24 protein-coding genes are annotated in these 24,865 nt (G+C 37.6%); 9 read left to right on the top strand and 15 right to left on the bottom strand.

The window, feature by feature from the left end:
- The first annotated feature begins 35 nt into the window (after window positions 1-35).
- Entirely contained in the window at window positions 36-593 is a 558-nt protein-coding gene (locus ACLIBG_RS00080) for a GNAT family N-acetyltransferase (RefSeq protein ID WP_439310655.1), read from the top strand.
- A 68-nt stretch (window positions 594-661) separates the two neighbouring features.
- Here ACLIBG_RS00080 and ACLIBG_RS00085 read toward each other — a convergent pair whose 3' ends face one another.
- The 7 genes from ACLIBG_RS00085 to ACLIBG_RS00115 form a co-directional block, all read right to left on the bottom strand.
- Window positions 662-832 carry a hypothetical protein gene (locus tag ACLIBG_RS00085; protein ID WP_439310656.1) on the bottom strand — a complete coding sequence of 57 codons (171 nt, stop codon included), beginning with the start codon at window positions 830-832 and terminating at the stop codon, window positions 662-664.
- 315 nt (window positions 833-1,147) lie between these two features.
- Window positions 1,148-1,894, bottom strand: a complete 747-nt coding sequence (locus ACLIBG_RS00090; RefSeq protein ID WP_439310657.1) for a hypothetical protein — start codon at window positions 1,892-1,894, stop codon at window positions 1,148-1,150.
- Window positions 1,895-2,749 carry an ABC transporter ATP-binding protein gene (locus ACLIBG_RS00095; protein ID WP_439310658.1) on the bottom strand — a complete coding sequence of 285 codons (855 nt, stop codon included), beginning with the start codon at window positions 2,747-2,749 and terminating at the stop codon, window positions 1,895-1,897.
- Window positions 2,746-3,114 (bottom strand): GntR family transcriptional regulator, encoded by a 369-nt coding sequence (locus tag ACLIBG_RS00100; RefSeq protein ID WP_439310659.1) that lies wholly within the window; start codon window positions 3,112-3,114, stop codon window positions 2,746-2,748. The genes ACLIBG_RS00095 and ACLIBG_RS00100 overlap by 4 nt, the downstream gene beginning before the upstream one ends.
- 335 nt (window positions 3,115-3,449) lie before the next feature.
- A complete protein-coding gene (locus ACLIBG_RS00105) occupies window positions 3,450-3,623 on the bottom strand; it encodes a toxin-antitoxin system HicB family antitoxin (protein ID WP_439310660.1) in 174 nt (57 codons plus the stop codon).
- Between the two features lie 30 nt (window positions 3,624-3,653).
- Window positions 3,654-4,499 carry an SPFH domain-containing protein gene (locus tag ACLIBG_RS00110; RefSeq protein ID WP_439310661.1) on the bottom strand — a complete coding sequence of 282 codons (846 nt, stop codon included), beginning with the start codon at window positions 4,497-4,499 and terminating at the stop codon, window positions 3,654-3,656.
- A 95-nt stretch (window positions 4,500-4,594) separates the two neighbouring features.
- A complete protein-coding gene (locus ACLIBG_RS00115) occupies window positions 4,595-5,461 on the bottom strand; it encodes a ComEC/Rec2 family competence protein (RefSeq protein ID WP_439310662.1) in 867 nt (288 codons plus the stop codon).
- 195 nt (window positions 5,462-5,656) lie between these two features.
- Here ACLIBG_RS00115 and ACLIBG_RS00120 point away from each other — a divergent pair, with 195 nt between their 5' ends.
- From ACLIBG_RS00120 to ACLIBG_RS00130, 3 genes are all read left to right on the top strand, one after another.
- Window positions 5,657-7,534, top strand: coding sequence for an OPT family oligopeptide transporter (locus ACLIBG_RS00120; protein ID WP_439310663.1), 1,878 nt, complete (start codon window positions 5,657-5,659; stop codon window positions 7,532-7,534).
- 117 nt (window positions 7,535-7,651) lie between these two features.
- Window positions 7,652-8,695 carry a beta-carotene 15,15'-monooxygenase gene (locus tag ACLIBG_RS00125; RefSeq protein WP_439310664.1) on the top strand — a complete coding sequence of 348 codons (1,044 nt, stop codon included), beginning with the start codon at window positions 7,652-7,654 and terminating at the stop codon, window positions 8,693-8,695.
- A gap of 188 nt (window positions 8,696-8,883) precedes the next feature.
- Window positions 8,884-9,015, top strand: coding sequence for a hypothetical protein (locus ACLIBG_RS00130; RefSeq protein WP_439310665.1), 132 nt, complete (start codon window positions 8,884-8,886; stop codon window positions 9,013-9,015).
- A 246-nt stretch (window positions 9,016-9,261) separates the two neighbouring features.
- Here the strand turns inward: ACLIBG_RS00130 and ACLIBG_RS00135 are convergent, their stop codons facing one another.
- Window positions 9,262-11,385, bottom strand: coding sequence for an AAA family ATPase (locus ACLIBG_RS00135; RefSeq protein ID WP_439310666.1), 2,124 nt, complete (start codon window positions 11,383-11,385; stop codon window positions 9,262-9,264).
- A 313-nt stretch (window positions 11,386-11,698) separates the two neighbouring features.
- On the opposite strand from ACLIBG_RS00135, the gene ACLIBG_RS00140 reads away from it, so the two are divergent.
- From ACLIBG_RS00140 to ACLIBG_RS00150, 3 genes are all read left to right on the top strand, one after another.
- Window positions 11,699-12,802, top strand: coding sequence for a Fe(3+) ABC transporter substrate-binding protein (locus ACLIBG_RS00140; protein ID WP_439310667.1), 1,104 nt, complete (start codon window positions 11,699-11,701; stop codon window positions 12,800-12,802).
- A 143-nt stretch (window positions 12,803-12,945) separates the two neighbouring features.
- On the top strand, window positions 12,946-14,586 hold the full coding sequence (locus ACLIBG_RS00145) for an ABC transporter permease (RefSeq protein ID WP_439310668.1): 1,641 nt from the start codon (window positions 12,946-12,948) through the stop codon (window positions 14,584-14,586).
- A gap of 1 nt (window position 14,587) precedes the next feature.
- On the top strand, window positions 14,588-15,316 hold the full coding sequence (locus tag ACLIBG_RS00150) for an ABC transporter ATP-binding protein (RefSeq protein ID WP_439310669.1): 729 nt from the start codon (window positions 14,588-14,590) through the stop codon (window positions 15,314-15,316).
- A gap of 22 nt (window positions 15,317-15,338) precedes the next feature.
- Here ACLIBG_RS00150 and ACLIBG_RS00155 read toward each other — a convergent pair whose 3' ends face one another.
- Window positions 15,339-15,908 (bottom strand): DUF4256 domain-containing protein, encoded by a 570-nt coding sequence (locus tag ACLIBG_RS00155; protein WP_439310670.1) that lies wholly within the window; start codon window positions 15,906-15,908, stop codon window positions 15,339-15,341.
- Between the two features lie 105 nt (window positions 15,909-16,013).
- Window positions 16,014-16,811 carry a delta-lactam-biosynthetic de-N-acetylase gene (pdaA, locus tag ACLIBG_RS00160; RefSeq protein WP_439310671.1) on the bottom strand — a complete coding sequence of 266 codons (798 nt, stop codon included), beginning with the start codon at window positions 16,809-16,811 and terminating at the stop codon, window positions 16,014-16,016.
- 174 nt (window positions 16,812-16,985) lie between these two features.
- Between pdaA and ACLIBG_RS00165 the strand changes: the two genes are divergently transcribed.
- Window positions 16,986-17,867: a vanadium-dependent haloperoxidase gene (locus ACLIBG_RS00165; protein WP_439310672.1), complete on the top strand. Its 882-nt coding sequence runs from the start codon at window positions 16,986-16,988 to the stop codon at window positions 17,865-17,867.
- 62 nt (window positions 17,868-17,929) lie between these two features.
- Here ACLIBG_RS00165 and ACLIBG_RS00170 read toward each other — a convergent pair whose 3' ends face one another.
- From ACLIBG_RS00170 to speB, 3 genes are all read right to left on the bottom strand, one after another.
- Window positions 17,930-19,237, bottom strand: coding sequence for a Na+/H+ antiporter family protein (locus ACLIBG_RS00170; RefSeq protein ID WP_439310673.1), 1,308 nt, complete (start codon window positions 19,235-19,237; stop codon window positions 17,930-17,932).
- A 144-nt stretch (window positions 19,238-19,381) separates the two neighbouring features.
- A complete protein-coding gene (locus ACLIBG_RS00175) occupies window positions 19,382-20,179 on the bottom strand; it encodes a YfkD family protein (RefSeq protein ID WP_439310674.1) in 798 nt (265 codons plus the stop codon).
- Window positions 20,180-20,312: 133 nt separating this feature from the next.
- Complete coding sequence (gene speB / locus ACLIBG_RS00180) at window positions 20,313-21,263, bottom strand: agmatinase (protein ID WP_439310675.1); 951 nt, start codon at window positions 21,261-21,263, stop codon at window positions 20,313-20,315.
- A 264-nt stretch (window positions 21,264-21,527) separates the two neighbouring features.
- Between speB and ACLIBG_RS00185 the strand changes: the two genes are divergently transcribed.
- Complete coding sequence (locus ACLIBG_RS00185; protein WP_439310676.1) at window positions 21,528-22,679, top strand: MFS transporter; 1,152 nt, start codon at window positions 21,528-21,530, stop codon at window positions 22,677-22,679.
- Between the two features lie 373 nt (window positions 22,680-23,052).
- Here ACLIBG_RS00185 and ACLIBG_RS00190 read toward each other — a convergent pair whose 3' ends face one another.
- Together ACLIBG_RS00190 and ACLIBG_RS00195 are read right to left on the bottom strand one after the other, a co-directional pair.
- Window positions 23,053-23,745: an amino acid ABC transporter permease gene (locus ACLIBG_RS00190; protein WP_439310677.1), complete on the bottom strand. Its 693-nt coding sequence runs from the start codon at window positions 23,743-23,745 to the stop codon at window positions 23,053-23,055.
- Window positions 23,746-23,757: 12 nt separating this feature from the next.
- Window positions 23,758-24,666 carry a transporter substrate-binding domain-containing protein gene (locus ACLIBG_RS00195; protein WP_439310678.1) on the bottom strand — a complete coding sequence of 303 codons (909 nt, stop codon included), beginning with the start codon at window positions 24,664-24,666 and terminating at the stop codon, window positions 23,758-23,760.
- Window positions 24,667-24,865: the final 199 nt, after the last annotated feature.

Below are 24,865 nucleotides of genomic sequence, written 5' to 3' on the forward strand. Positions count from 1 at the left end.
ATACCCACCTTTTTCAACTAAAGGAGGGTATTTTTATGCTAAAAAAACGGGATTTACATGAGGTTCCAGAATTGTTTCAACTACTAGTACATCCAAGAGTTTTCCCTTACGTTCGGGAAAAGGCAGCGAATACAGATGAATATTATTTTATAACAAAACAAATAATCGAAGCCGAAAATAGCGGAACATTAATTTCGCGAACTATTTTAGACGACTATGAGCAGCCAATTGGAACAATCAATTTGTACGATATTAAAGGCAGTTATGGCTTTCTGGCAACGTGGGTCGGTGAACCGTATTTTGGAAAGGGGTACAACAAGCTGGCAAAAGAATTATTTCTAGATGAGTTATTTTTTGAAATAAATACGATTGAAACTGTGTTTATGAAAGTAAGAAGAACAAACACCCGATCCGCAAAAGCAGCATTAAAATTGCCCTTCGTTAATGGCGCAAATGAGTTGTATCCACACATTTATAATGAAATAAATAAGTATGGCGATATTTACGACTTATTTGTCATTTCGAAAGATGTATATGTAGCTTGTACCCAATTTGTAGTACAGGAGACTGTATCTTCTGTGGATGCCTCCTAATACGCACTTTTAAAAATAAACCATTTTTCGGTTTATTTTTTATTTTTCTTCTATTTTTTGATAGCTCATTAATCAAGTTCTGTTTGTAACAACCTATCCTCCAGTTTCTCCTCCGCTTTTCTTGCTGCTACTGTTTTATTACTACCATAACCATAACCGACTGAAATTTTTTCTTCTTCAAGAATAACCACTGACTGCCATAATTTCCTTTGTGTTACATTCCATAAAAATATTTGCACTGTGTGGCTTCCTAGCACATGAATCTCATAGTTTTCTTTATAAAACATTGCACGCAACATTCTACACTTTGTAAGGCTTAATATAACAGGCTCGTATAAGATAAGACAGCTAATCATTGACATTTCTCTCCTCTCTTGCATATTTTCTTATGCCTATAATAGAACAAACGTTCCATTAATGCAATTGTTTTCTTACTTTTTGCAAAAATTGTTTTTCTTACAAGCACAAAAAATATCACACACTGACCTCTTTACAAGATTGAGTGTGTGATATTTGTTATTGATAATGCCCTCTTGGCTTAGGTAGCGTCTTAATTAAGTCTTGACGGTTATTCGCTTCAACAGTAAAAATGATAATAAGTACAACACTACGCCGACTAAAAACAGCTGGACGAAGAAAAGTAAATCCACATTCCGGAATACTGCTATAAATAAATCCAGAAGCCATCCATTTGCCATTCCCATAATTGAAATTAAAACAATGACACCTATAAAACTAAATCCACCGATAAGTCCATATCGATAAAAAACAAGTCCAAGGAGAAACCCAATAGCAAGCAAGAAAAACGAGATGGATGCATCAATTACAAATCGATTAATCCAAGTGTCCTGAACAAAATATGCCAGATGATTAAAGGAAAAAGATTGCTCTCCACCAGTAAAAGTAAACACATTATTTGTATTATTACTCACTATTTCTCCACCCGATAACCGATAAAAATACATAACAATCGAATGAATAGTGTTTGCCAACAGTGCATTAAAAACAGCTACACTTAAAAAGTGAATACCAATACCGGCAAATAAATTTTTCCTTGTCGAACCCATTTTGATCAAGTATGGAATGTATCCTTTCACCGTTAATTGCCCTACAATTCCGGCAAATACGTAAATAGGAAATGATAAATTAAATGCAATTACAGAAGTATCATCATTCATGAAAATAAAATCGGCAGCAATCGTAACAATTAATATACTAATTAAAATCATCCAGAATATTTTAAGAGAATACAGTACATGTGTCGACAAGTAATACACCGAAGCATTTAGTTGACGGTCCATTTATGCTCCCTCCTTTTCCGTTAAATAAATCATTAATTCCTGTACAGGTACACCTTCTACCTTCAAACCGGCTTCTACGGCCTCTTGTGGGTTACCAAAGACGTAGGCAGTCATCATGCCAGCTAGTTTCTTTTCCTGAATCACTTTTTTATTAGCGACAAAAGGATTGATCTTTTCAATCGACCCAGAAACAGCGTACGTTTGCTCACGTAACGTATCCGCTTCTTCTTGCAAAACTAGCTCACCTTCCTGTAATATGAGCACTTCTTCAAATAGAAGACTAACCTCGTCAATTAAATGTGTGGAAAATATAATTGTTCGTTTTTCCTGTTCGTATTCTTCTAATAATATTTCATAGAATTTCTTCCGTGCCGCCGCATCCAGTCCAATATAAGGTTCGTCAAAAATCGTAATTGGCGCCTTGCTTGCCAACGCTACGATAATTCCAAGAGCGGATACCATTCCTTTTGATAACGTCTTTACTTTTGCATTCATATTCAAGTTGTATTGTGTAATTAATTCCAGCGCCAAGTCATTGTCCCATTTAGGATAGAATAACGAGTAAGTGCGCAGTATTTGTTTTATTTTTAAATCTTTATGAAAATTGTCTCCTTCTTTAATTAAACAAATTTTTTCTGTTAAATTCCGATTATCAAACGGCTCCTGGCCATCTATTAGAATTTCACCGCTTGTTGCAGTATTGTGTCCCGCTAAAATTTCCATAAATGTTGTCTTCCCTGCTCCGTTTCTGCCAAGCAATCCGTAAATTTTGGGTTCTTCCAGCGTAAAGGACACGCTATCCAATGCATATGCAGACTTATATTTTTTCGTTATATTTTTAACTTCAATCTTCATGAATGGTACCCCCTTCTCATCATTTCCATTAGTTGTTCTTCTGTAATATCTAGCTTTTTTGCCTCTTTATTAACTGGAAGAACATAATTCTCATAAAATTGATCTTTTCTTTTTTCAATTAAATTAGCCCGTGCACTATCCGTTACGAACATCCCTACTCCCCTCCGTTTAACTAAAACATTTTCGGTAACAAGCTCATTAATTCCCTTTGCAGCTGTAGCTGGATTTATCTTATAAAATTTTGCAAACTCATTAGTCGACGGTACACGTTCCCCCGCCTGCATCGACTCATTAATAATGGAATCCTCAATATATTCCTTTATTTGTATAAAAATTGGTTTGCTTTCATCAAAGTTAATTTTCATCGTTATCACTCCAACGTTGATTGGTTAGTTACTTGTGTAATTAACCATACAGCTATATTTTATGTTTGTCAACGATTATTTTTAAAATAAGACAAGCGCAAGCGCCCTCGCAGGCTAAAAGCGCAACATCCTGTTGCAACACCTGCACTAGCACGTCCTGTGCGTCGTAGAAACGTAGCAACTGCTGCAGACGGGAGCTAGTGGTTCGATGTTGCCCCCAAAGGGCGTATTTCGTACATCCTGTATGTCGCAACTAGACAACTATGCACAAAATTTTATGCTTTCTTACAAAAAATGAGTGCTGAACCTTAATGATTCAGCACTCATTTTTCACTTCACTCTCCTATTTTCTTGTTATCATTTTTCGGCAATCTTCCTGCACGCTTTGCTGACTCTCGCAACAAAAATTCCATGTGGCTGTTTACACTGCGGAATTCGTCTTTTGCCCAGCTTTCCAATATATTATATAATTTGGGGTCCATACGTAATGGGAATTGTTTTTTCTTCATATTACCCCTCTTTTTATCAATGTTTCCAACTTATTGATAGAGCGAACCGGTATTGATAACCGGTTGGGCGCCGTGATCCGAGACTATTGCCACAAGCAAATTATTGACCATAGCGACCCGCCTTTCGTCATCAAGCTCAAGAACCTCTTCTTTTTCCATTCGTTGGATGGCGTCCTGTACCATGCTAACTGCACCTTCCACAATTTTTTTGCGTGCAGCAATAATTGCACTTGCCTGCTGACGCTGAAGCATTGCCTGTGCAATTTCGGTGGAATATGCCAAATGAGTCAGTCGAGCTTCAATGATATCAACACCAGCTACCTTTAGACGGTCCTGCACCTGTTGTTTCAGCTCTTGAGAGACTTCTTCTGCATTTCCCCGCAGCGTCAATTCTTCGTTTTCAAATGTATCATAAGGATACTTTGTTGCAACCGCACGAATAGCTGTTTCACTTTGGATTTCGACAAATTGTTCGTACCGATCTACATCAAATACTGCCTTTGCTGAATCAACTACTTTAAAAACAATAACAGCAGCTATCTCAATTGGATTTCCATTCACGTCATTTACCTTCAGCCGGTTGCTGTTAAAATTACGTACACGAAGGGAAATCGTTCTTCTAATTGTAAAAGGGATCGTAATGACGATTCCTTCCTGACGAATACTTCCCATATATTTACCAAGAAAAATGACGACCACAGACTGATTCGGCTGCACAAGCGTAATCCCTGTTCCAAGTGTAATGGCAACAATTAAACAGATTGCAGCGATAATGATTTGACCTTCAAAAACACTAAAGACTGTCGCGGCTAATAAAATTGCAATAATTAAAATCCCTAAAAACCCATTCATTGACCATGCAGCTTTTTCCCGCATCAATAAACACCCCACTATTTTGTTTACTATACCATAATCATATTATTATGATATCACTTTTGTATATTAATGTAAATTACTTTCCGATTAAGGAACTAACTACTTTTCAATAAACCTTCTAATGGACTTTTTTCAGGCAAAACATAATAATCCTGTCCATTCGTTGTGATAACTACATTTCCAAATACCGCCGTGGAGTAAAGTTGCACATTCATTCTGTTTAAATTAGCAATCACTCGGTTAACTGGATGACCGTATTTGTTTCTTTTTTTATATGTAAGCATAGCAACAGAAGGATTTACGCGCTCCAAGAAGGCAAATGAACTGCTCGTCTTCGAGCCATGATGCCCTACTTTTACAATTTCAGCCTCGATATCATTTCTCTTTGCTAATCGTTTTTCCTGTTCATCTTCAGCATCTCCCATAAAAAGAAAATCAACCTCTCCATAAGTGATCTTTAGGACAATGGATGACTGATTATTATTTTTATTTTTACTAAAACTGTTTAACACGTTAATTTGAACCGCCGGGTCTACATACAGTTGATCGTGTTGTTGAACAAAATTTATTGGGATACTGTTTTTGCGAATTTGATTCATATACCGAAAGAAAGTTTTCGTCGTATGCAGCTTCCCAGAATCAACGACCTGGTCAATTTCAAATTCTTTTATAACTTCAATTAATCCTCCTATATGGTCATAGTCCGGATGTGTCGCAATAAGAAGATCTATTTTTTCAATTCGCTGCTTTTTAAGATAAGATACCACTTGATCCCCCGCTTTTGGTGGACCTCCGTCAATGAGAATTATTTTATTCGCCGGTGTTTCAATCAATATACTGTCACCTTGGCCAACATCTATAAAATGAACGTTCATGTCGGATGAAGTTTTACTTTTTATATTTTCAGGAAATAAACCAAGTAAAATGGCTAATAATATAAAGTAAATAAAATAATTTCTCATTCTTTTAAACCCATCCTTATACATATTTTTATTAGTTTTTACAAAAATGAACTTTATTATGATTTTTGTCTTATTGAAAAGGTGATTAAAAACTTATATATAAGGAAATAGAGAATGTAAAATACTTGTTTGATGGCTGTGAGTATTCTATACTATTTAACGTTTTGGATAATAATTTTGAGGAAGGTGATCTGTTTGGCAAATAAAAGCTCTGAATTTAAACCTTTTGTACCAGCTACGGAAAAACGATCGGAATTTACGGTTGTGGCGATGATTATTGGTGCAATTCTAGCCATTATCTTTGGTGCGGCAAACGCCTACCTAGGATTAATCGTGGGAATGACCGTTTCAGCTTCTATTCCGGCGGCGGTTATCTCTATGGCTATTTTACGTGTAATCATGAAACGAACTTCCATATTGGAAAATAACATCGTCCAAACGATTACATCTACTGGGGAATCACTTGCTGCAGGTGTCATTTTTACATTGCCCGCACTGTTCATTTGGCAGCTAAAGCCTAGCTTAACAACGATAGCAATTATAGCGCTAGCTGGAGGGATTTTAGGTGTTGTGCTCATGGTTCCACTTCGCAGGGCACTGATTGTAAAGGAACATGATACATTGCCTTATCCAGAAGGAACTGCATGTGCTGAAGTGCTGGTTGCCGGTGAGGAAGGTGGAAAAGGAGCAAAGCTTATTTTTGGCGGACTTGGAATTGGTGCGGGATTTAAATTTCTTGTCGATGCTGTTAAAGCCTTTCCGTCTTCCATCGAGTGGGAAATTTATAAATTTAAAAATGCGGCAATAGGAATGGACACATTACCTGCTTTATTAGGGGTCGGCTTTATTATCGGGCCTCGCATTGCGGGCATTATGTTTGCCGGCGCGGTTCTCGGCTGGCTTGGTATTATTCCGTTAATAAGTTACATCGGGGATTTTGCACCTACAGCTATTTATCCTGGTGAAGTACCAATAAGCGAAATGAATTATCACGATATTTGGGGAAATTATTTACGCTATATTGGCGCTGGCGCAGTAGCGTTCGGTGGTATAATAGGACTTATTAAAACCTTGCCAACAATATTCTCTTCATTTACAGGAGCGATCAAAGGTTTCCAAGGGGGAATATCGTCTGATGAAGATGCACTGCGTACGGATAAAGATATCCCTGTCTCCTGGATTATTGGCTTAATTGTAATTTTCTTAGGTATTCTCGTATTTTATCCACCAATAAAGGTTGGCATTATTGGAGCTATTTTACTTTTGATTTTCGGATTTTTCTTTGCAACGGTATCATCCAGAATTGTCGGGATTGTAGGTAGTTCATCTAATCCTGTTTCAGGGATGACAATCGCTGCACTAATTTTTATTACATTAGTTTTGTCCCTCGTTGGACAAACTGGTGAAGCCGGTATGGTTACTGCTATTATCATCGGTTCTGTCGTATGTATTGCAGCAGCAATTGCCGGAGATACGTCACAAGATTTAAAGACAGGTTACATCGTTGGCGCAACACCAAGATGGCAACAGATTGCTCAACTATATGGTGTTTTAGTTACAAGTATTGTCATCGGCTTTATATTAATTTTGCTTGATAACGCATATGGTTTCGGTTCTGCAGAATTACCTGCACCGCAAGCTGTATTAATGTCCATGATCGTGGATGGGATTATGAACGGCGATTTGCCATGGAACTTAATATTTATTGGGATGTCCGCAGCGGCAGTTGTTGAATTGTTTGGAATTGGATCTCTACCATTTGCTGTCGGATTATACTTACCAATTCACTTAACTTCTCCAATTATGGCTGGTGGTATTATTCGCGGAATAATTACACGCCGAAATAAAAATAAATCGGAAGAAGTTTTAAAAGAAAAAACAGAACGTGGCATTTTGCTTTCTTCCGGTTATATTGCCGGTGAAGCATTAATGGGAGTGATTGTAGCACTCGCCGTTACAGCAGGTGTTACCCTTCCGACTGAAGCAATATTCGGACCGATCGTAACGATAATCGCATTTATAGCTGTTGCTTGGTACTTGTACTATACTGCGAGCAGGAAAATAACGAAATAACCTTTTTTCAGCCACTTATTCTATAGGTGGCTTTTTTATGCACTTCACTTTTTCGTCAAATATATGGATGAAATTCTTTATTTTATTATGTAAAATAAAGGAAAGAGGGGGTTCTTTATGTCCATTGCTTACAATCGAAAGCTTTTTATTATTTTACCACTGCTCACTCTCGTGCTTGCTATTAATTATATGATTTACCATGTTTCACTTCCTTTCGAAATTCCAACTGAAGAAATGACATTTATAGCTATCGGTTCCTTATTTGACCTTCTCATTGTTGTCCCAATTCTTCTTTTAGTTATGACATCTAAAAAGAGACAAGTGAAATGGAAACAATACATTGCATGCTTTGCAACGGGCGCTGTTGTAGCCAGACTAATAATTCCACTGGCCTATTTCGATTCTTTCCATTTCGTTACTTACCCTGCAATTGTAATGGAAGGCATAATCCTATTAATGGAAATAGGGGTTGTTTTTCTTCTTTTTTGGCGCCTTCCAAAAATTATAAGCACTGTAAAAAGTACTAATTTATCCCCACTGTTTTCTTTATCAAAAGTTGTTTCCGAACAAGTAAACAAGCATTTTATCACTCAGGTGATTGCTCAAGAGTGTCTCATTTTTTACTATACATTTTTATCTTGGAAAAAGAATCCACCGACTGGAAGAAATATACTTACTCTTCACAAAAACACAAGCATGATTGCCTTTTATATCATGCTAATCCATGCGATTATTATTGAAACAATTGGATTGCATTGGTGGCTTCACCAAAAATCAGTCATTTTATCGATTATACTACTCATCTTAAATGTATATACTATTCTTTTCTTCATAGCGGATATACAAGCAATACGCCTGAATCCTTTAAGATTAATAAATGGGAATATCTATCTTTCTTTGGGCTTAACAAAGAGAATAACCATTCCACTAGAATCAATTAAAGCAGTTCAATGGGAAGAGTTTCCGGAAAAAGTTGATTCTAAAACGACCATCGAATTTATTGCAAAAGACATGGAAACATTGCCGCCACATTGTATTATTACATTTCATCAACCCATTAAAGCTGATTTGTTATTTGGTTTCACAAAAAAATATGAGAAACTTGCCATCCGTGTAGATGATCCTGGTAAATTAAAACAACTTCTCCATACTAAAAGTTAAAAGCAAAAACTAGATATCAAGAGAAAGGTCTCTCGGGCCACGAGTGAAACCGCCCGCGTGACCGAACACCGGAAAAGCAATCATTTGGGGTACGATGGAAGTCACCGCGTGACCGAAACACAGGAAAAGCAGTCGGTTGGGGTACGATGGATGACACCGCGTGACCGAAACACAGGAAAAGCAATCATTTGAGGCACGATGGAAGTCACCGCGTGACCGAAGCACAGGAGAAGCAATCATTTGAGGCACGATGGATGACACTGCGTGACCGAAACACAGGAAAAGCAGTCGGTTGGGGTACGATGGATGACACCGCGTGACCGAAACACAGGAAAAGCAATCATTTGAGGCACGATGGAAGTCGCCGCGTGACCGGAAAAGCAGTCATTCGGGGATCGCTGGATGCCGCCACGTGACCGAAATTCAGGAAAAGCAATCATTTGGGGTACGATGGATTCCGACATGTAACCGGAAAGCTAATGCACAAAAATGCCCTATAAGCATTTATATATCTAAATACTTATAGGGCAACATATCAATTTATGAGAATAGTTTCCCAACCATCTTTATTTTTGTTTCACAACAATTTCTTCATTCTCTACAACTACTTCTACGTTTTCAATCGAATTATCTTCCAAAATAAGATCGGTTAATTGATCTTCAATTTTATCTTGGATGACTCTGCGTAAAGGTCGTGCCCCAAATCGTGGGTCATAGCCAAGTCGAACAAGTTCTTGTTTCGCTTCATCCGTTATTGCAATCGCTATATCAATGTCTTCCATTGTTTCTTGCAAGTCATGCAGCATTAAGTCGACGATTTCAAGCAAATGCTCTTCTTTTAGTTCATTGAATGTGATGATTGAGTCAAATCGGTTTAAAAATTCCGGCTTGAAATAGTCACTTAAGTTATCCAATGTTGAAACCGCCTCATGTTCAGAGTTAAACCCGACATTTATCGGTTTTTCACCAGTACCGGCATTACTTGTCATAATAATGACTGTTTCTTTAAAACTAACGGTACGACCGTGAGAATCTGTCAAATGTCCATCCTCCATAATTTGCAGGAACATATTTTGGACGTCTGGGTGTGCTTTTTCAATTTCGTCAAGCAAAAGAATGGAATACGGATTGTGTCGAACTTGTTCCGTTAATTGTCCAGCTTCCTCGTGGCCAACATATCCAGGAGGTGAACCGATAATTTTAGAAACGGCGTGTCGTTCCATATATTCACTCATATCAAGACGAATTAGCGACTCACGTGTTCCGAATAATTCCTCGGCAAGTACTTTCGTAATTTCTGTTTTACCTACTCCAGTTGGGCCAACAAATAGGAATGAACCAATCGGGCGATATTTCGACTTTAATCCTGCTCTGCTACGACGAATTGCTTTTGCAATTTTTTCAACTGCTTGATCTTGACCAATTACTTTAGCAGCAAGATTACCTGATAAGTCTTGCATTTTTTCTTGTTCATCGGCTTGCAGTTTAGTTACAGGGATACCCGTTTTTTCTTCAACAATTTGTTCAATATCAGCGACAGACACTTCCACCGTCACTTCTTTTTTATTCGCATTCGCTTTTTCGAGTTGCTTTTGTAGCTGAATTTCCTGGTAGCGCAAATTCGCTGCCCGTTCATAATCCTCTTTTTCTGCAGCTGCTTCCTTTTCACGAACAATGTCTTCCATTTTTTGTTCAATGGAGTTGGAATCTTTGGCAGCATTGGCCAAGTTTAAACGTGATCCTACTTCATCCATTAAATCGATTGCTTTATCCGGCAAGAACCGATCTTGAATATATCGGTGTGATAATGTAACAAACGCCTGAACCGCTTCATCTGAGTATGATACTTCATGGAATGCTTCATAGCGATCTTTAATTCCATTTAAGATAAGAACAGCATCATCCATCGACGGCTCTTTGACAATAATTGGCTGAAAACGTCTTTCCAATGCTGCATCTTTTTCAATTTGTCGGTATTCTTTCAATGTGGTTGCACCAATAAGCTGTAAATCACCACGAGCAAGCGCGGGTTTTAAAATATTACCGGCATCCATTTGTGAACTTTCGGCTGTACCTGCACCAACAAGTAAATGAATTTCGTCCACAAAAAGAATAACATCTTTTCGCGATTGCAGTTCTTCAATCAATTGCTTCATTCTTTCTTCAAATTGTCCACGTATACCAGTGTTTGCAACAAGCGATGCAACGTCAAGTAAATAGACATTTTTATTCATTAATTTTGCCGGAACATCACCTTCAATTATTTTCACTGCTAGTCCTTCTGCAATTGCAGTTTTACCAACACCAGGTTCGCCAATTAGAACCGGATTGTTTTTATTTCTTCTGTTTAATGTTTCAATTACTCGCTTGATTTCATTGTCACGCCCAATAACCGGGTCAATGGATCCGCCTTTAGCTTCATCAGTTACATTTTTACCGAGTTGATCCAGCAATCCATTTCCTTGATTCGCTTGTTGTTCTTTTGTTCTCGTTCTTGATTGTCCTTGTCCGTTAGCTTGAGAAAAATGGTTTGCGAACATATCATCATTAAAGAAATTTCCTGGGTTGGACATTTGATTTTGAATTTGTTTAAAACATGTACCACAAACGTGCATTTGTATTTTTTCCTGATTTAATTGCATCGTCATGTTTACCGTTGCGTCATTTGTTCCACAGTGTTGACATTTCATAATTAATTTCCTCCCTTTAGTTGGTTGTTTATATCATTAATAAATATTAATTTGACTTTGACTATATTTGACCTTTGACTTTATTATACTTTGATCTATTTTGACTTTCAAGTGTTTTTGCTTATTTTATTACATTTTTTCATAAAATAATTTTTGACCAATGTATGAAGCACATATTTTTACGTACACTCTATAAGGGTAAAATAAAAAACAATCAATTTTTGATTGACATTTTTTAGTTATCCATTAAAATAGTAAATGCGATTGATATTCATTATCAATTATACATATACATGCGAAAGGGGTAAAATAAATGAGATTTAAAATTTTTATCGGTATGCTCGCCATACTTACAATTCTTACTTTAACCGCTTGCGGAGGAGAATCGGAGCAAGAGAATAATGATGCCTCCAATACGGATTCGGCTGCAAATGAGGATACAAATGCAGAAAGCAAAGAGGAACAAGGTGAAATAAATTTATATACCGGCCGTCATTATGATACGGACGATCAGTTGTATGAAAAGTTCACCGAGGAGACCGGAATTAAAGTAAATGTTATTAAAGGAAAAGACGATGAATTGATCGCCCGTCTGGAACGTGAAGGAGAGGCATCGGAAGCAGACTTATTCATTACTGCAGATGCAGGACGACTGCACCGCGCAAAAACAAAAGATTTACTTCAGGAAGTAAATAGCGATACATTAAACGAAAATATTCCTGATAAATACCGTGATGATGACGCTACGTGGTTCGGTTTAACGAAGCGTGCTCGTGTTATTGCCTACCATAAAGATCGCGTGAATCCGGAAGATATACAATCGTATGAAGATCTAACAAACGATTCATTAAAAGACAAAGTATTAATACGTTCTTCTGAAAATGTGTATAATCAATCATTGGTTGCATCTTTCATCGTTTTGAATGGTGAGGAAGAAGCGAAAAACTGGGCTGAAGGAATCGTGAACAACATGGCAAGAGATCCTAAAGGCGGAGATAGAGATCAGGCGATTGCTGTCGTTGCAGGTGAAGGTGATGTCGCTGTAATGAACACATACTATTTAGGTTTAATGCTAAAAGGCGAAGATGAAGAACAAGTAAAAGCTGCGGAACAACTAGGTGTTATTTTCCCTAATCAGGACACGACCGGAACACACGTTAACATAAGCGGTATCGGGTTAACCTCCAGCAGTAAAAACAAAGAAAATGCCATTAAATTCATGGAATTTCTAACAACAGAAGAAGCACAGAAAGTCTTTTCAGGGGCAAATTATGAATACCCGGTAAACCCGGCTGTAGAACCGGCAGAAGTACTAAAATCATGGGGAGAATTCAAGGAACAGGATATTGACCTGACAGAATTAGGAGAAAATAACGAAGACGCAATTAAAATTATGAATGAAGTTGGTTGGAAATAATATTTTTCAAGTGCTGAGCTAATTAATTATTAGTTCAGCACTTTTTTAAGTATACAATACGATTGAGAACTGTTATCATTAATGTGTACCTATCTTATAATATAAACAATCGTTTGTGGGACAGCTAAGGGAAGTGTACTTTGTTGAAGATTTTTCGAACGTTGCCTGGTTACTTAAATATTTGGACCATATGCAGTGTCATTATTGTTATACTGGTTCTTTTACCTAACGTTTCCATTTTGATTAGTTTTTTCACTGAAAAAACAGCTAATTGGCAACATATACAGGAATTTATTTTACCGACATTATTAAAAAACACATCCATTATTATTTTTTTTACAGGTGTTTTATCTATTTTAATCGGCACGAGTTTAGCTTGGATCGTTTCGGCTTATGACTTTCCAATGAAACGTTTTTTTAAATGGGCTTTAATTTTACCTTTAGCGATTCCACCTTATATAGCCGCATACACATATAACGGAATTTTAAATTATACGGGCGTTATTCAGTCTACATTGCGTAACGAATTCAACATCGAGGTAAACCAAGCCTATTTCGATATTATGACGCTTCCTGGGGCTATTTTTATTTTTACATTATTTTTATATCCTTATGTATATATGATCACGCGAGCTTTTTTGGCGAATCAATCTGCATCTTTAGTCGAAAATGCCCGTCTATTAGGAAGTAATCCATTTGAAATCTTCTTTAAAGTTGTGTTACCAATATCCCGGGGCGCTATTATCGGGGGAGTAAGTCTTGTCCTGTTGGAAGTGTTAAACGATTATGGTGTAGTGCAATATTTTGGTGTGCCGACCTTTAGTACAGCTATCTTCCAAACGTGGTTCGGGATGAGTGATTTAAATGCAGCAATTAAACTATCGGCTACATTAATGTTTATTGTTTTTATTATATTAATTTTGGAGCGCATTTTACGTGGAAGAAAAAAATATAGCTACTCTTCACCAAAGGTACGTCCGCTTTCCCCTATTCGATTAAGCGGCTCGCGTGCATGGATAGTATTCAGCTATTTTTTATTTATTTTTGTGCTAGGCTTTATTATTCCATTTACACAGCTTTTCAGTTGGATGTTGCTAACCTATGAAAAAATCGCCGATCCAATTTTCATATCGCTTATTTTCAATTCCTTGCTCGTTGCTTCTATCGGATCATTCATGATTGTATTATTTGCTGTGATCATTGCTAATTTTGCACGAATGCATAATAGCATTCTGTCGAAACTGGCTGCACGAAGCGTTATTCTCGGATATTCTATTCCAGGTGCAGTTATTGCAGTTGGAATAATTACTGTATTTATTGGAACGGATAATTTGCTCTTTTCTTTTTATGAAGCGATTGGTAAAGAGCCGATGCTATATTTGAGCACTAGTTTGTTTATGCTTGTTTCCGCTTATGTTATCCGATTTTTAGCTGTAGGTTTTAATGCGATCGAATCAGGATTTGATAAAATCGGAAATAAATATACCGAGGCCTCTCGTACACTTGGACTCGGAGTGACAAAAACTTTCTTTAAGGTTGATGTTCGATTGATTAAAGGCGCCATCTTAAGTGGATTTATTCTTTCTTTTATTGAAATACTAAAAGAGCTGCCACTTACACTTATCTTGCGTCCCTTTAATTTTGATACACTCTCGACAAAAGCTTTTCAATATGCCAGTGATGAGCAAATTCATGAAGCATCACTTGCTTCGATTGTCATCGTCATTGTTAGCGGTATAGCCATATACATTTTCCATCATCTTTTAGAAAAGGAGCCACATTAATATGTATATAACAATTGAGGATCTTCGTTTCTGTTATGGGAATAAAGAACATATTATAAATGAGTTTAATTTAACGATTAAAAAAGGCGAGATTGTATCGATTCTTGGGGAAAGCGGAAGTGGAAAAAGCACTGTTCTTCGTCTGCTATGCGGTCTTGAAACCCCTTGTTCCGGAACAATTAAAATAAATAACGAAATTATGGTTAATGATCAACAATTTATTTTGCCGGAAAAGCGCGGCATTGGGATGGTATTTCAAGATTACGCGCTCTTCCCCCATATGACTGTAGCGGAAAATGTGCAATTTGGCTTAAAACGTCTGTCTCGAACAGAAAAAAAACAGCGGGTTAAGGAAGTGCTTGAACTCGTTAAAATGGAAAATTATGCTAAACGATACCCGCATGAATTGAGCGGTGGTCAGCAGCAGCGAGTATCTTTGGCTCGGACGCTGGCACCAAAGCCAAAATTACTATTACTTGATGAACCGTTCAGCAACTTGGATGCTGACTTGCAAATAAAGATCCGGAATGAATTAAAAGAAATTATCAAATCAACCGGTATTACTTCCCTGTTTGTTACGCATGATCGGGAAGACTCGCGCGCACTTGCTGATCGCATTATTACAATGCGCGAAGGGGCAGCTTATGAATGGGAATCCATTTGTACAACAAATCCTACTCCGCCAATTGAAGAAAAAAGGTTTGAAGAGTTTGAAGTAACAATTCATTGATAACATATGATTCGTGCGAAATTTACACCCTCAACAAACCTCGGAATCCTCTGGCACCATAGTAGGATGATGCACCATTGTGATAAACAAAAACGTATCCGTAACGGCGATCACAAAAAAGAGCACCACCGAGGTTTCTAATATCAGAGGGGGTTTGCACCCAACTCGACGTTTTCATATCGACTTTTTCAATTTTTTGCAACGAGCGATATTGATCTTCCGTTAACATCTCAATGCCCATAGCAGTCGCCATGTCAATAGCGTTATTTTCGGGTTTATGTTTTTTTCTTGACTCCAGCCCTTCACGGTCATAACAGACACTTCTTCGACCTTTGGGACTCTCAACAGCAAAATCATAAAAAGTATATTCGTCCTTCTTTTTATCATAACTTACAATATCCGGCTCCCCGCCGGTTACTTCCATTGCATGGAGCGACCAAAGCTTCTCAGGATTCCCTTCTAATTTCTCTTGGACCTTATCCCATTTGATCCCTTTATGTCGGTTCATGTTTTGCTCGAAGCGATCTTTCAATACACTGATTAATTCTTCTTGTTGCTCTATTGATAATTTTTCTCTATTTTTCTTTGTCATCTTCGTATTCCCCCTTATTGTGTATTTTAACACAAATGTTCAAATTGCGTTTTATCATTATAGTTTGCAATCATCTGCTTAAATTCCGGCAGTAGTTTTCACGATTTAAAAACCGTGAATCATTTGATCCATTTTATCTCGTATTACAAGATTATCCAAGCTTTTAAATTCATAACCTTGTTTGCGCAATTCCACAATGATTCGTTCAAGTGCCTCCGCATTATCCGATGAAACGGTATGCAGCAGCACAATCGCTCCTGGATGTATTTGCTCCATCAATTGATCATATGCATACTTCCATCCTTTTTGTTTATCCGTTTCCCAATCTTTAAAAGCAAGCGACCAGAAGATATGGATATAACCAAGTTCGTTAGACCATTTTAATGTCTGTTCATTAAACATTCCCCTAGGTGGCCGTACATATTTTATCTCTTTTTGCTCGGAAACATTAGCTACAGCTTCCTTCAATGTTTCCAGTTCTTTTTGGATCGACTGCTTTGTCATAATTGTAAAGTCGGGGTGATGATAGGAGTGATTGCCTATAATATGTCCTTCATCAACCATCCGATTTACTAACTGCGGCTCTTCACTTACATAATGCCCGGTTACAAAAAATGTCGCCGGTACTTCTTCTTTTTTTAAGACATCTAAAATTGCTTCTGTGTGCCCTTGCTCGTATCCATTATCAAAAGTCAAATATATATTTTTTTCACCAGATTTATCCGCAAAATATGCCCCGTATGTGTCGAGAATTCCTTCATACTTCCCGATTTCAGGAATTTCGTGATCTTGATTTTTTTTATATCCCCAACCATATCCTTCTGCCTTTACATCTCCAACCTTTACAAAAATCACGATAAGAGTAAGCATAATCATTACAGTAAATTTAATTGTTTTTTGCATAACGACCCACCTAGTTTTTTCTTACTTTTTCCATTCGCTCTGGAAATATTCATGTTTGATTATGATTCAAGCTGGACCAGATAATCAAAAAATCTTAGACGCTTGGCTTATACAAAAATCAGATAATAGCATACATTAAGATATAAACTAATTTTTATGATGGGTGGAATAATAATGAGTTCATTTTTAAAATGGTCGGATGTACCATATGGAGGTGAAAAACACCCTCCTAACAATCCAGTTGATCAAACAGCTAGTTCTTGGCCAATGCATTATTTTACGTTTGAAAACAATAAATACCTCGGCCCAGATGGGGAAAATGTTCGTTTTACCATCCGACATCCAGATACAATTGATTGGCATCGACAATTACGCACTGTTCAGCGTACATTAAAAAATATAACACCTGATCAAATTAAAATTGCTACCTACTGGGGAACTGGTGCTGCTACAAAGCAATGGACACCAATTATTGACCGTTTAATAGACACGTATAATCTCACGCCTACACGAGCTGCAAGAGTTTTAGCGTCGGTACAGGCAGGAATTAATGATACCTTTGTAATCGTTTGGTATTATAAATTTCTATGGAATGTCGCACGACCTATTCAATACGATCCCTCTTTGCAGCCAATTATATATACTCCACGATTCCCAACCTATATTTCAGGTCACGCAGCAGTTTCAGGTTGTACACAAACCATTTTAAGTTACTTTTTTCCGGCTGAGGCAAGGCGACTTAAAGCTCTAGCAGAAGAGAATGCGCAGTCTCGATTATATGCTAGCGTACATTTTCCTGTAGATAATGAGGAAGGATTAAGTCTCGGGAGACAAATCGGAACAATCATTATAAATCAATTAAGGAAAGAAGAAACTGGGGATGGCACTCAAGTAGATGTTTATTATCGTAGTAGTAAACATGCTAATTTACAGCCACCGCCGTATAAGCAAGCAATACCTTTTGACTTTGATGAAGAAACTATCTCAAATACCGGCCATTCAAATAAACATTCAAAACATAAACATATACCAAAGCCAAAAATATTTTTTCATTAAAATAACAGTTAAGGTTAAAAAATCCCCCTTCATGCAACTGTTGACATGAAGAGGGTTTACATTTATAGAATGATGGATGCAATCCAGCCGAATAAAACTAATGGGATATTGTAATGCAAAAATGTTGGTACACATGTATCCCAAATGTGATTATGTCTTCCATCGGCATTCAAACCCGAAGTTGGTCCAAGTGTCGAATCCGATGCAGGTGAACCTGCGTCACCAAGTGCTCCCGCCGTCCCAATCAATGTTGCTGTTGCAAGTGGTGAAAAACCGGCTGCCAAGCAAATTGGCACATACAAAGCGGCGATTATCGGGATCGTTCCAAAAGAAGAACCAATTCCGATTGTGACCACTAGTCCGACAAGTAATAAAATAAGTGCAATTACAGCTTTACCATTATTATCGAGAAATCCGGAAGATGATTCTATCAATGCATCAACTGCACCTGTCTCTTTCAAAACATTACCGTAACCTGATGCGACAAGCATAACAAAGGCAATTAACCCCATCATTCCAATACCTTCAGAAACAGCATTTTCGCCCTTTCTAAATGGAACGACAAAGAAGCCAAACATTAATATAATACCGGTTAACGCTCCGGCAATTAAATTTTCAGTAACAAGCTGTACAACCAATGCCCCAATGATAGCCACAATTGTGAGTAAATGTTTACGATTAAACGTGACTTCTCTTTGTTCTATGGAAGCAGCCTTTTCTTCCTCTCCATTTGCCAATGGTACCCGGTCTTTACGATAGGAAATAAATACAGCGAACAACAACCCGATAACCATACTTGCACCTGGAATGAGCATAGCCATAGCTACTTCATTCATCGTGACAGCAACCCCATTTTCTTCCATACTTGAGAAAATAATACCGTGAAAAATAAGTCCAAATCCAGCAGGAATCATAATATAAGGAGCTTTTAGACCAAACGTTAATGCCGTAGCCACTGCACGACGATCCAATCGCATATTATCAAATAATTTAAGTAATGGTGGTATGAGAATCGGAATAAAAGCAATATGAACCGGAACTAAATTTTGTGATAACGACGCGACACCGGCTATTGCAAGTACCATCATTGTCTTTTTTCCCGTTAATACACGGATTAAATAATTTACAAGAATGGTCGTAATACCTGAGTAACTTATCGCAATCGCAAACACCCCGAGTAAAATATAACTTAGTGCCGTATTCGCTTGTCCACCCATACCTCCGACGAGCATTTCAATCGATTCAACAACAGACAAGCCTGCCATCAATCCGGCAACAATTGCAGCTGCTATAATTGCAAGCATTACGTTTACACGTAGTAAACTAAGTATGGTCATAACTAAAACTGATACAACGACAACCCATTCCATATTCGCTTCCCCTTTTATCACTTTTTTATTTTATTAGTACTCTACTAAGATAAAGTAAAATGGTACAAAAATCAACCTTTCATCGAATGAGAAGTTGTTTTTGCATACAAAAAAACCCTGTTATGCACAGAGTTTTTAAATAGTTTATTTTAATTGGAAGGAAAAGGATACATGGTCCTGAATAGGAATCCACGCGCCGATTCCCTGCTTCGTTACGTTTTTTACAACAATTGATTTATTTGAGCCTTTTAGCTCCAGGAATACTTCGCCGAATGTAACCTGACCTTTTTCATTTACTGCTGGGGCATAAGCCTGCAAAGCTCCATATTTCTTCGGTGGGACATTGTACGTGTTGTCCTTCTTCGTATTTTCGCCAACTACAGTATGAAAAGAAATTGGTAAACCAGTTTTTTCCTTAGCGGTCAATAACATCATCTTTTTTATATCTTCCGGAGTCATTATTTTATTTGTCAAAGCCCCTTTTATTTCTTTTTTACTTTGTTGGTTATAGTATATTTCCTCTGCTTGATCTCCACCCATGTTGTTTGCTTCATTTTTATTTATTTGCTGATATTCCCAATTAATCGTCGTCTCCGTTGACTTATAATTTATCGGCCACCTTCCAAGATAAATCATACCGCGATACCCGATCGCTAATGGAGAAGGCTTTAATGTTGTTTCATTAAGCATTTTTATTAAATCCGGATTTTTGATTGGTATATCAATTTCATCCATTAAACTTTTCGTTAGTTCACTCGGTTCAACCACTTCCTGATCCTCTGTTGAATTTGGAAAAGTATTTTCCTTTGAAATCGTTAAAACATGACTAGGGATTTCATATTCATTTTTCTCCTTCTTTTTATCCGCACTAAAGCCGCTATTCGGAAATATGAAAACAAAAGCTATTACAAGGATTGTAAGGGAAATCAATCGTTTATTCATCTGTCCAAAGTCCTCCTTTTTTACAGATGGAAAAGAGTAATACTTTCCTACTGTATAAGCGCATCTAAGGTTTCCGCCATCAGACTTGGCGAAAAGCCACGATTTCTAATTAGTTTTTTCAGACAGATGAAATTTATACATTTTTTCTCTTATGTACAGCGATTAACGCGATCATTTCAAACATGAGATTAGCCGCTAAAGATGTTGTAATCTCCCCTTTATCATACAGTGGTAATACTTCAACTAAATCAAATCCGACAAAATGAATATCTGTAAGCCCCCTCATCATTTGCAGTGCTTCACGCGACAACACACCGCCAACTTCAGGAGTACCTGTTCCCGGTGCAAATGCTGGATCAATAAAATCAATATCAAATGTCATGAACACAGGCGTATCCTTTACTCGATTTTTAATAGTTGAAATTAAATCATTCAATTCCATTGAAAACAACTCATCAGCTGTAATAACTTGAAAGCCAAGCTCTTTAGCTTCCTCAATTTCTTCCGGTCCGTCAAGTGAACCACGCATTCCGATTTGAATGGAATAATCCGGGTCAATTAATCCCTCTTCAACCGCCCGTCGAAAAGGTGTCCCATGAGTGTATTTTTGCCCTAAATGCACATCACCGACATCCGCATGGGAATCAAATTGCAATAAAGCTAGCTTACCATGTATTTTATTTGCAGCTCGAAGCTCACCCAGGGTAATGGAATGATCTCCGCCCATCACAATCGGGGTAATACCCGCTTCAAATAGTGGCGTCAATGTTCTTTCTATTCGATTATATGTTTCATGGATATCACCGGGAATAACGGGTACATCTCCATAATCAATCCCAGATACATATTCAAAAAGATGAATTTGGTGTTGATAAGAATATGTTCGAACGAGTGGCGATGCACTTCGTATCGCTTCAGGTCCATATCTTGCTCCTGGTCTGTACGATGCAGCATTATCAAATGGGACACCTAGAATTGCAACATCAACATTTTCCATGGATTTGTTATAAGGAAGACGCATAAACGTTCGAATTCCTGCAAAACGTGGATTTAAAGATGGATCCACTGGTCTAAAATTTGTCATTAAACCCTTCCTTTCAGTTTGCAACGTTAAGATGTGTAAAATTTATTAGACTCAGGCACATGTTTAAACATAAATAATTTCTAAAATTCCTTCTAGAGCCTTTGAAAAATAGACTATCATTTATTGTTACTATCCACAAGGTGATTTAATGTATTCTAATACTCACATACACGCTTTTTTCAAAAGCAAATTGTTGCTTTAACAAATAAAAACAATTAAATTGGCATAAGAGTAAAGTCTTAAAGGGAACGAGGAATGTGAAGAATGGTTTCCGACAAAATGCGCTATTGGATCTTAATTAGTCTAGTAACTATTTCCGGGTTCTCTCAAGGAATGCTCCTCCCTTTAATAGCCATCATATTGGAGCAATCCGGTGTTAGTTCCTCTGTTAATGGTATACATGCAACCGGCTTATATATCGGTATCTTGCTTGCTTCACCATTTATGGAAAAGTTAATGCATAGACTTGGGTTTAAACCAATTATAGTCGTGGGTGGAATGCTTGTATTTATTTCTTTATTTTTATTTCCATTATGGCATTCGCTTTGGTTTTGGTTTATATTGCGGATGATCATTGGTATAGGTGATCAAATGCTGCATTTTGGAACACAGACGTGGATAACGTCAACTGTCGAAGAAAAAACACGAGGTAAAAGTATAGCTATCTACGGATTGGCGTTCGGACTGGGATTCGCTGTTGGTCCATTAATGACAAAGTTACTTGCCATTAACACAGCTATGCCTTTTATTGTGTCAGCCATTATTAGTATGATTGTTTGGTCTACTATGTTTTTTATAAACAATCATTGGCCGGAACAAACAGATACACTTAATCGCGCAAGTGTAATCGGACGGTTTATTCAAACGGCAAAAATTGCTTGGGTTGCTTTGCTTCCTCCTTTTGGCTACGGATTTTTAGAAGCAACGTTACACGGTGTTTTCCCTGTTTATGGTTTGCGGATTGGCCATGATGTAGATTTACTTGCACTTATTATTCCGTGTTTTGCAATTGGCAGCATTATATTTCAGCTTCCTCTTGGAAGTCTCAGTGATCGATTTGGTCGTCGTAATATTCTTTTGCTTTCACTAACGCTCGGTACAATATTTTTTACATTTGCAGCCATCTTGGAACATTTTTCCTATGCATTAATTATACTATTTGTATTAGCAGGTATGTTTGTCGGCTCACTTTATTCATTAGGAATTACATATATGGTGGACGTTTTGCCTAAGGCGCTCTTACCGGCAGGAAATCTCATGATGGGCATCGCATTTAGCTTAGGAAGTATGACCGGTCCATTTTTTGGTGGATTGTTTATTCAAATTTTCCCGGGGATTTCCTTATTTTACGTTATCGTTACAATGATGGTACTCATCGGAATTGCTATTTATTTTAAAAAGGATCCAAGTAGGTAAAGTGAAACTTCATTCAGTGGGGGTTTCCTTTCCTCCCCCGCTGATAAGAAGAACAAAGGCTAAATTCGCGACGTCCTATCGCAACGCCTTTGTGACCTACATCCTGTAGGCCCGAACAGAATCAGGGATTTAGGCCCGCAGGAGGCGGGTCATACAGACGTTGTCACAGGATGTGACGGTTTTAGTCTGTATTCCTTTATCCCCCACCTTCACGTTTAAATTTTTTGCACGCATAGAGGTGGGGGTATTACAGCCCGTTAATGCGTCGTAAATTTAAATCTCTTAAGGCAGGGACACCTTAAGAGATTTATCGCTACCGTTATCTAGCGAATACTTCTAACTTTGCCTTCTACAATATACCAACACACCACTATCAACTAGACGATAAAAACCTGCTATATCGTGCTTCCAGCCAATCCTGTAAAAAGGAAATTATCGTACAGACCGGCCAATAAATAAGTGCTACTAAAATATATAATGTCATTGAATCAAATTCACGACCGGCGACAATTTGTGCCTTTTGAAAAAGCTCTGGAACGGTTATTACCGCAGCTAGTGAAGTAGCTTTTATGATATCCATAAACACATTTGTTAATGGAGGTACAGCAATTCTTGTTGCTTGAGGCAAGATAACTTTACGCATCGTCAGCCAATAACTTAAATTGAGCGCTTTTGCCGATTCCCATTGGCCTTTATCCACACTATTCAATGCCGAACGGTTGATTTCTGCGATGTATGCTGCACTATTTAAGCCAAACCCAAGGGAAGCAGCAACTAATGCGGAAAATTCAATTCCCACAATCGGTAAACCAAAATAGAGGATAAAAAGAAATACTAGCATCGGCGTACCACGCATAAACGAAATATACATACGTGCCGGAATGCGTAAAGCAAGCGTTGACGAACCGCGTGCTAAAGCCAAAAAAAGTCCGAGCACGAGTCCTAGCAACATCCCCGAAAAAGATACAATTAATGTCATTGGAAGCCCACCAAGTACGAATGGCAAGCTCCTTAACGCAAGTTCCACATCAAATAAACCACCAAAATTAAATCCATGAAAATCCATTGGCTGTCTCCTTTACAGGTCAAGACCTTCTATTTCCACAATATCTCCTTCCTGTTTCTGTGAAGCGTCTTCCTTATAAAATTTCTCCGCGAGTTCTGTTAATGTGCCGTCTTCCCGCATCGCTTCCAAAGCGTCATTGATCCGCTCACTCAATCCATCTGCACCTTTAGGCATTATGACAGCTGTTTCTGTTGGATTAAACTTCAATTCCGGATGTAACGTTATATCGAAATCAGGAAACGCACCGACTCCAAACTTGGATAAATAATAATCATTAATAACGACATCTGTTCTGCCATTATCGACATCGCGCAAATAAGCTTCATTTCCGGCGTTTCCATACGTAACTACTTCTGCTCCATAATGCTCCGCAATTTGACTATAAATTGTTGTTGCTCCTCCTCCGGCCTTCTTACCTGCTAAGTCTTCCAACGAATTAATTCCAGAATTATCTTTCTCTCGAACGACCATTGTAGAATATGAATACTTATACGGTTCACTAAAGTCAAATTCCTCCTCACGTTTAGGAGTTATTTCAATATCGTTTGCCGCTACATCAATTCTTCCACTTTTTATCGCCGGTAGCATGCCATCAATGCCCATTATTTCAAAAGACACGTCCACACCAAGCCTATTCGCTATTTCTCGCATTACTTCCACATCATAACCTGTTAATGCATCTGTATTCTCTTCTTCCCCATCATAATAGGAAGCAGCAATCAATGTCCCGGATGTACCAACTACAAGTTCTCCTGCATCTTGAACTCGTTCCCACTCTTCTCCTTTAGTCGTTGCTTCTTCTGTATTTTCGTTTTTTTCCTCAGTATTAGATCCATTTCCTTCTGATGTATTTTGCTCCCCACAAGCACTTACCAAAACAAAAATAAGTAATAATAAAATTGTGATAAAACTTTTTTTCAACTTGTTCTCCTCCTTGTTATATACAAAACACAATAGTGATTGTAACAGTAAATTACTATTATATCAACACAATTATGAACTGTTTTTCATCTAAATATCACTGTTTCACTAAATGCCAAGCCTTTGATACTACCTTGACTTTTCATTAAGTAATGATATTATAATAGTTACTAATTAATAACTATTATAATTAGTTGAA

The organism is Virgibacillus sp. W0181, from assembly GCF_051846915.1.
GTDB lineage: Bacteria > Bacillota > Bacilli > Bacillales > Amphibacillaceae > JBPYCR01.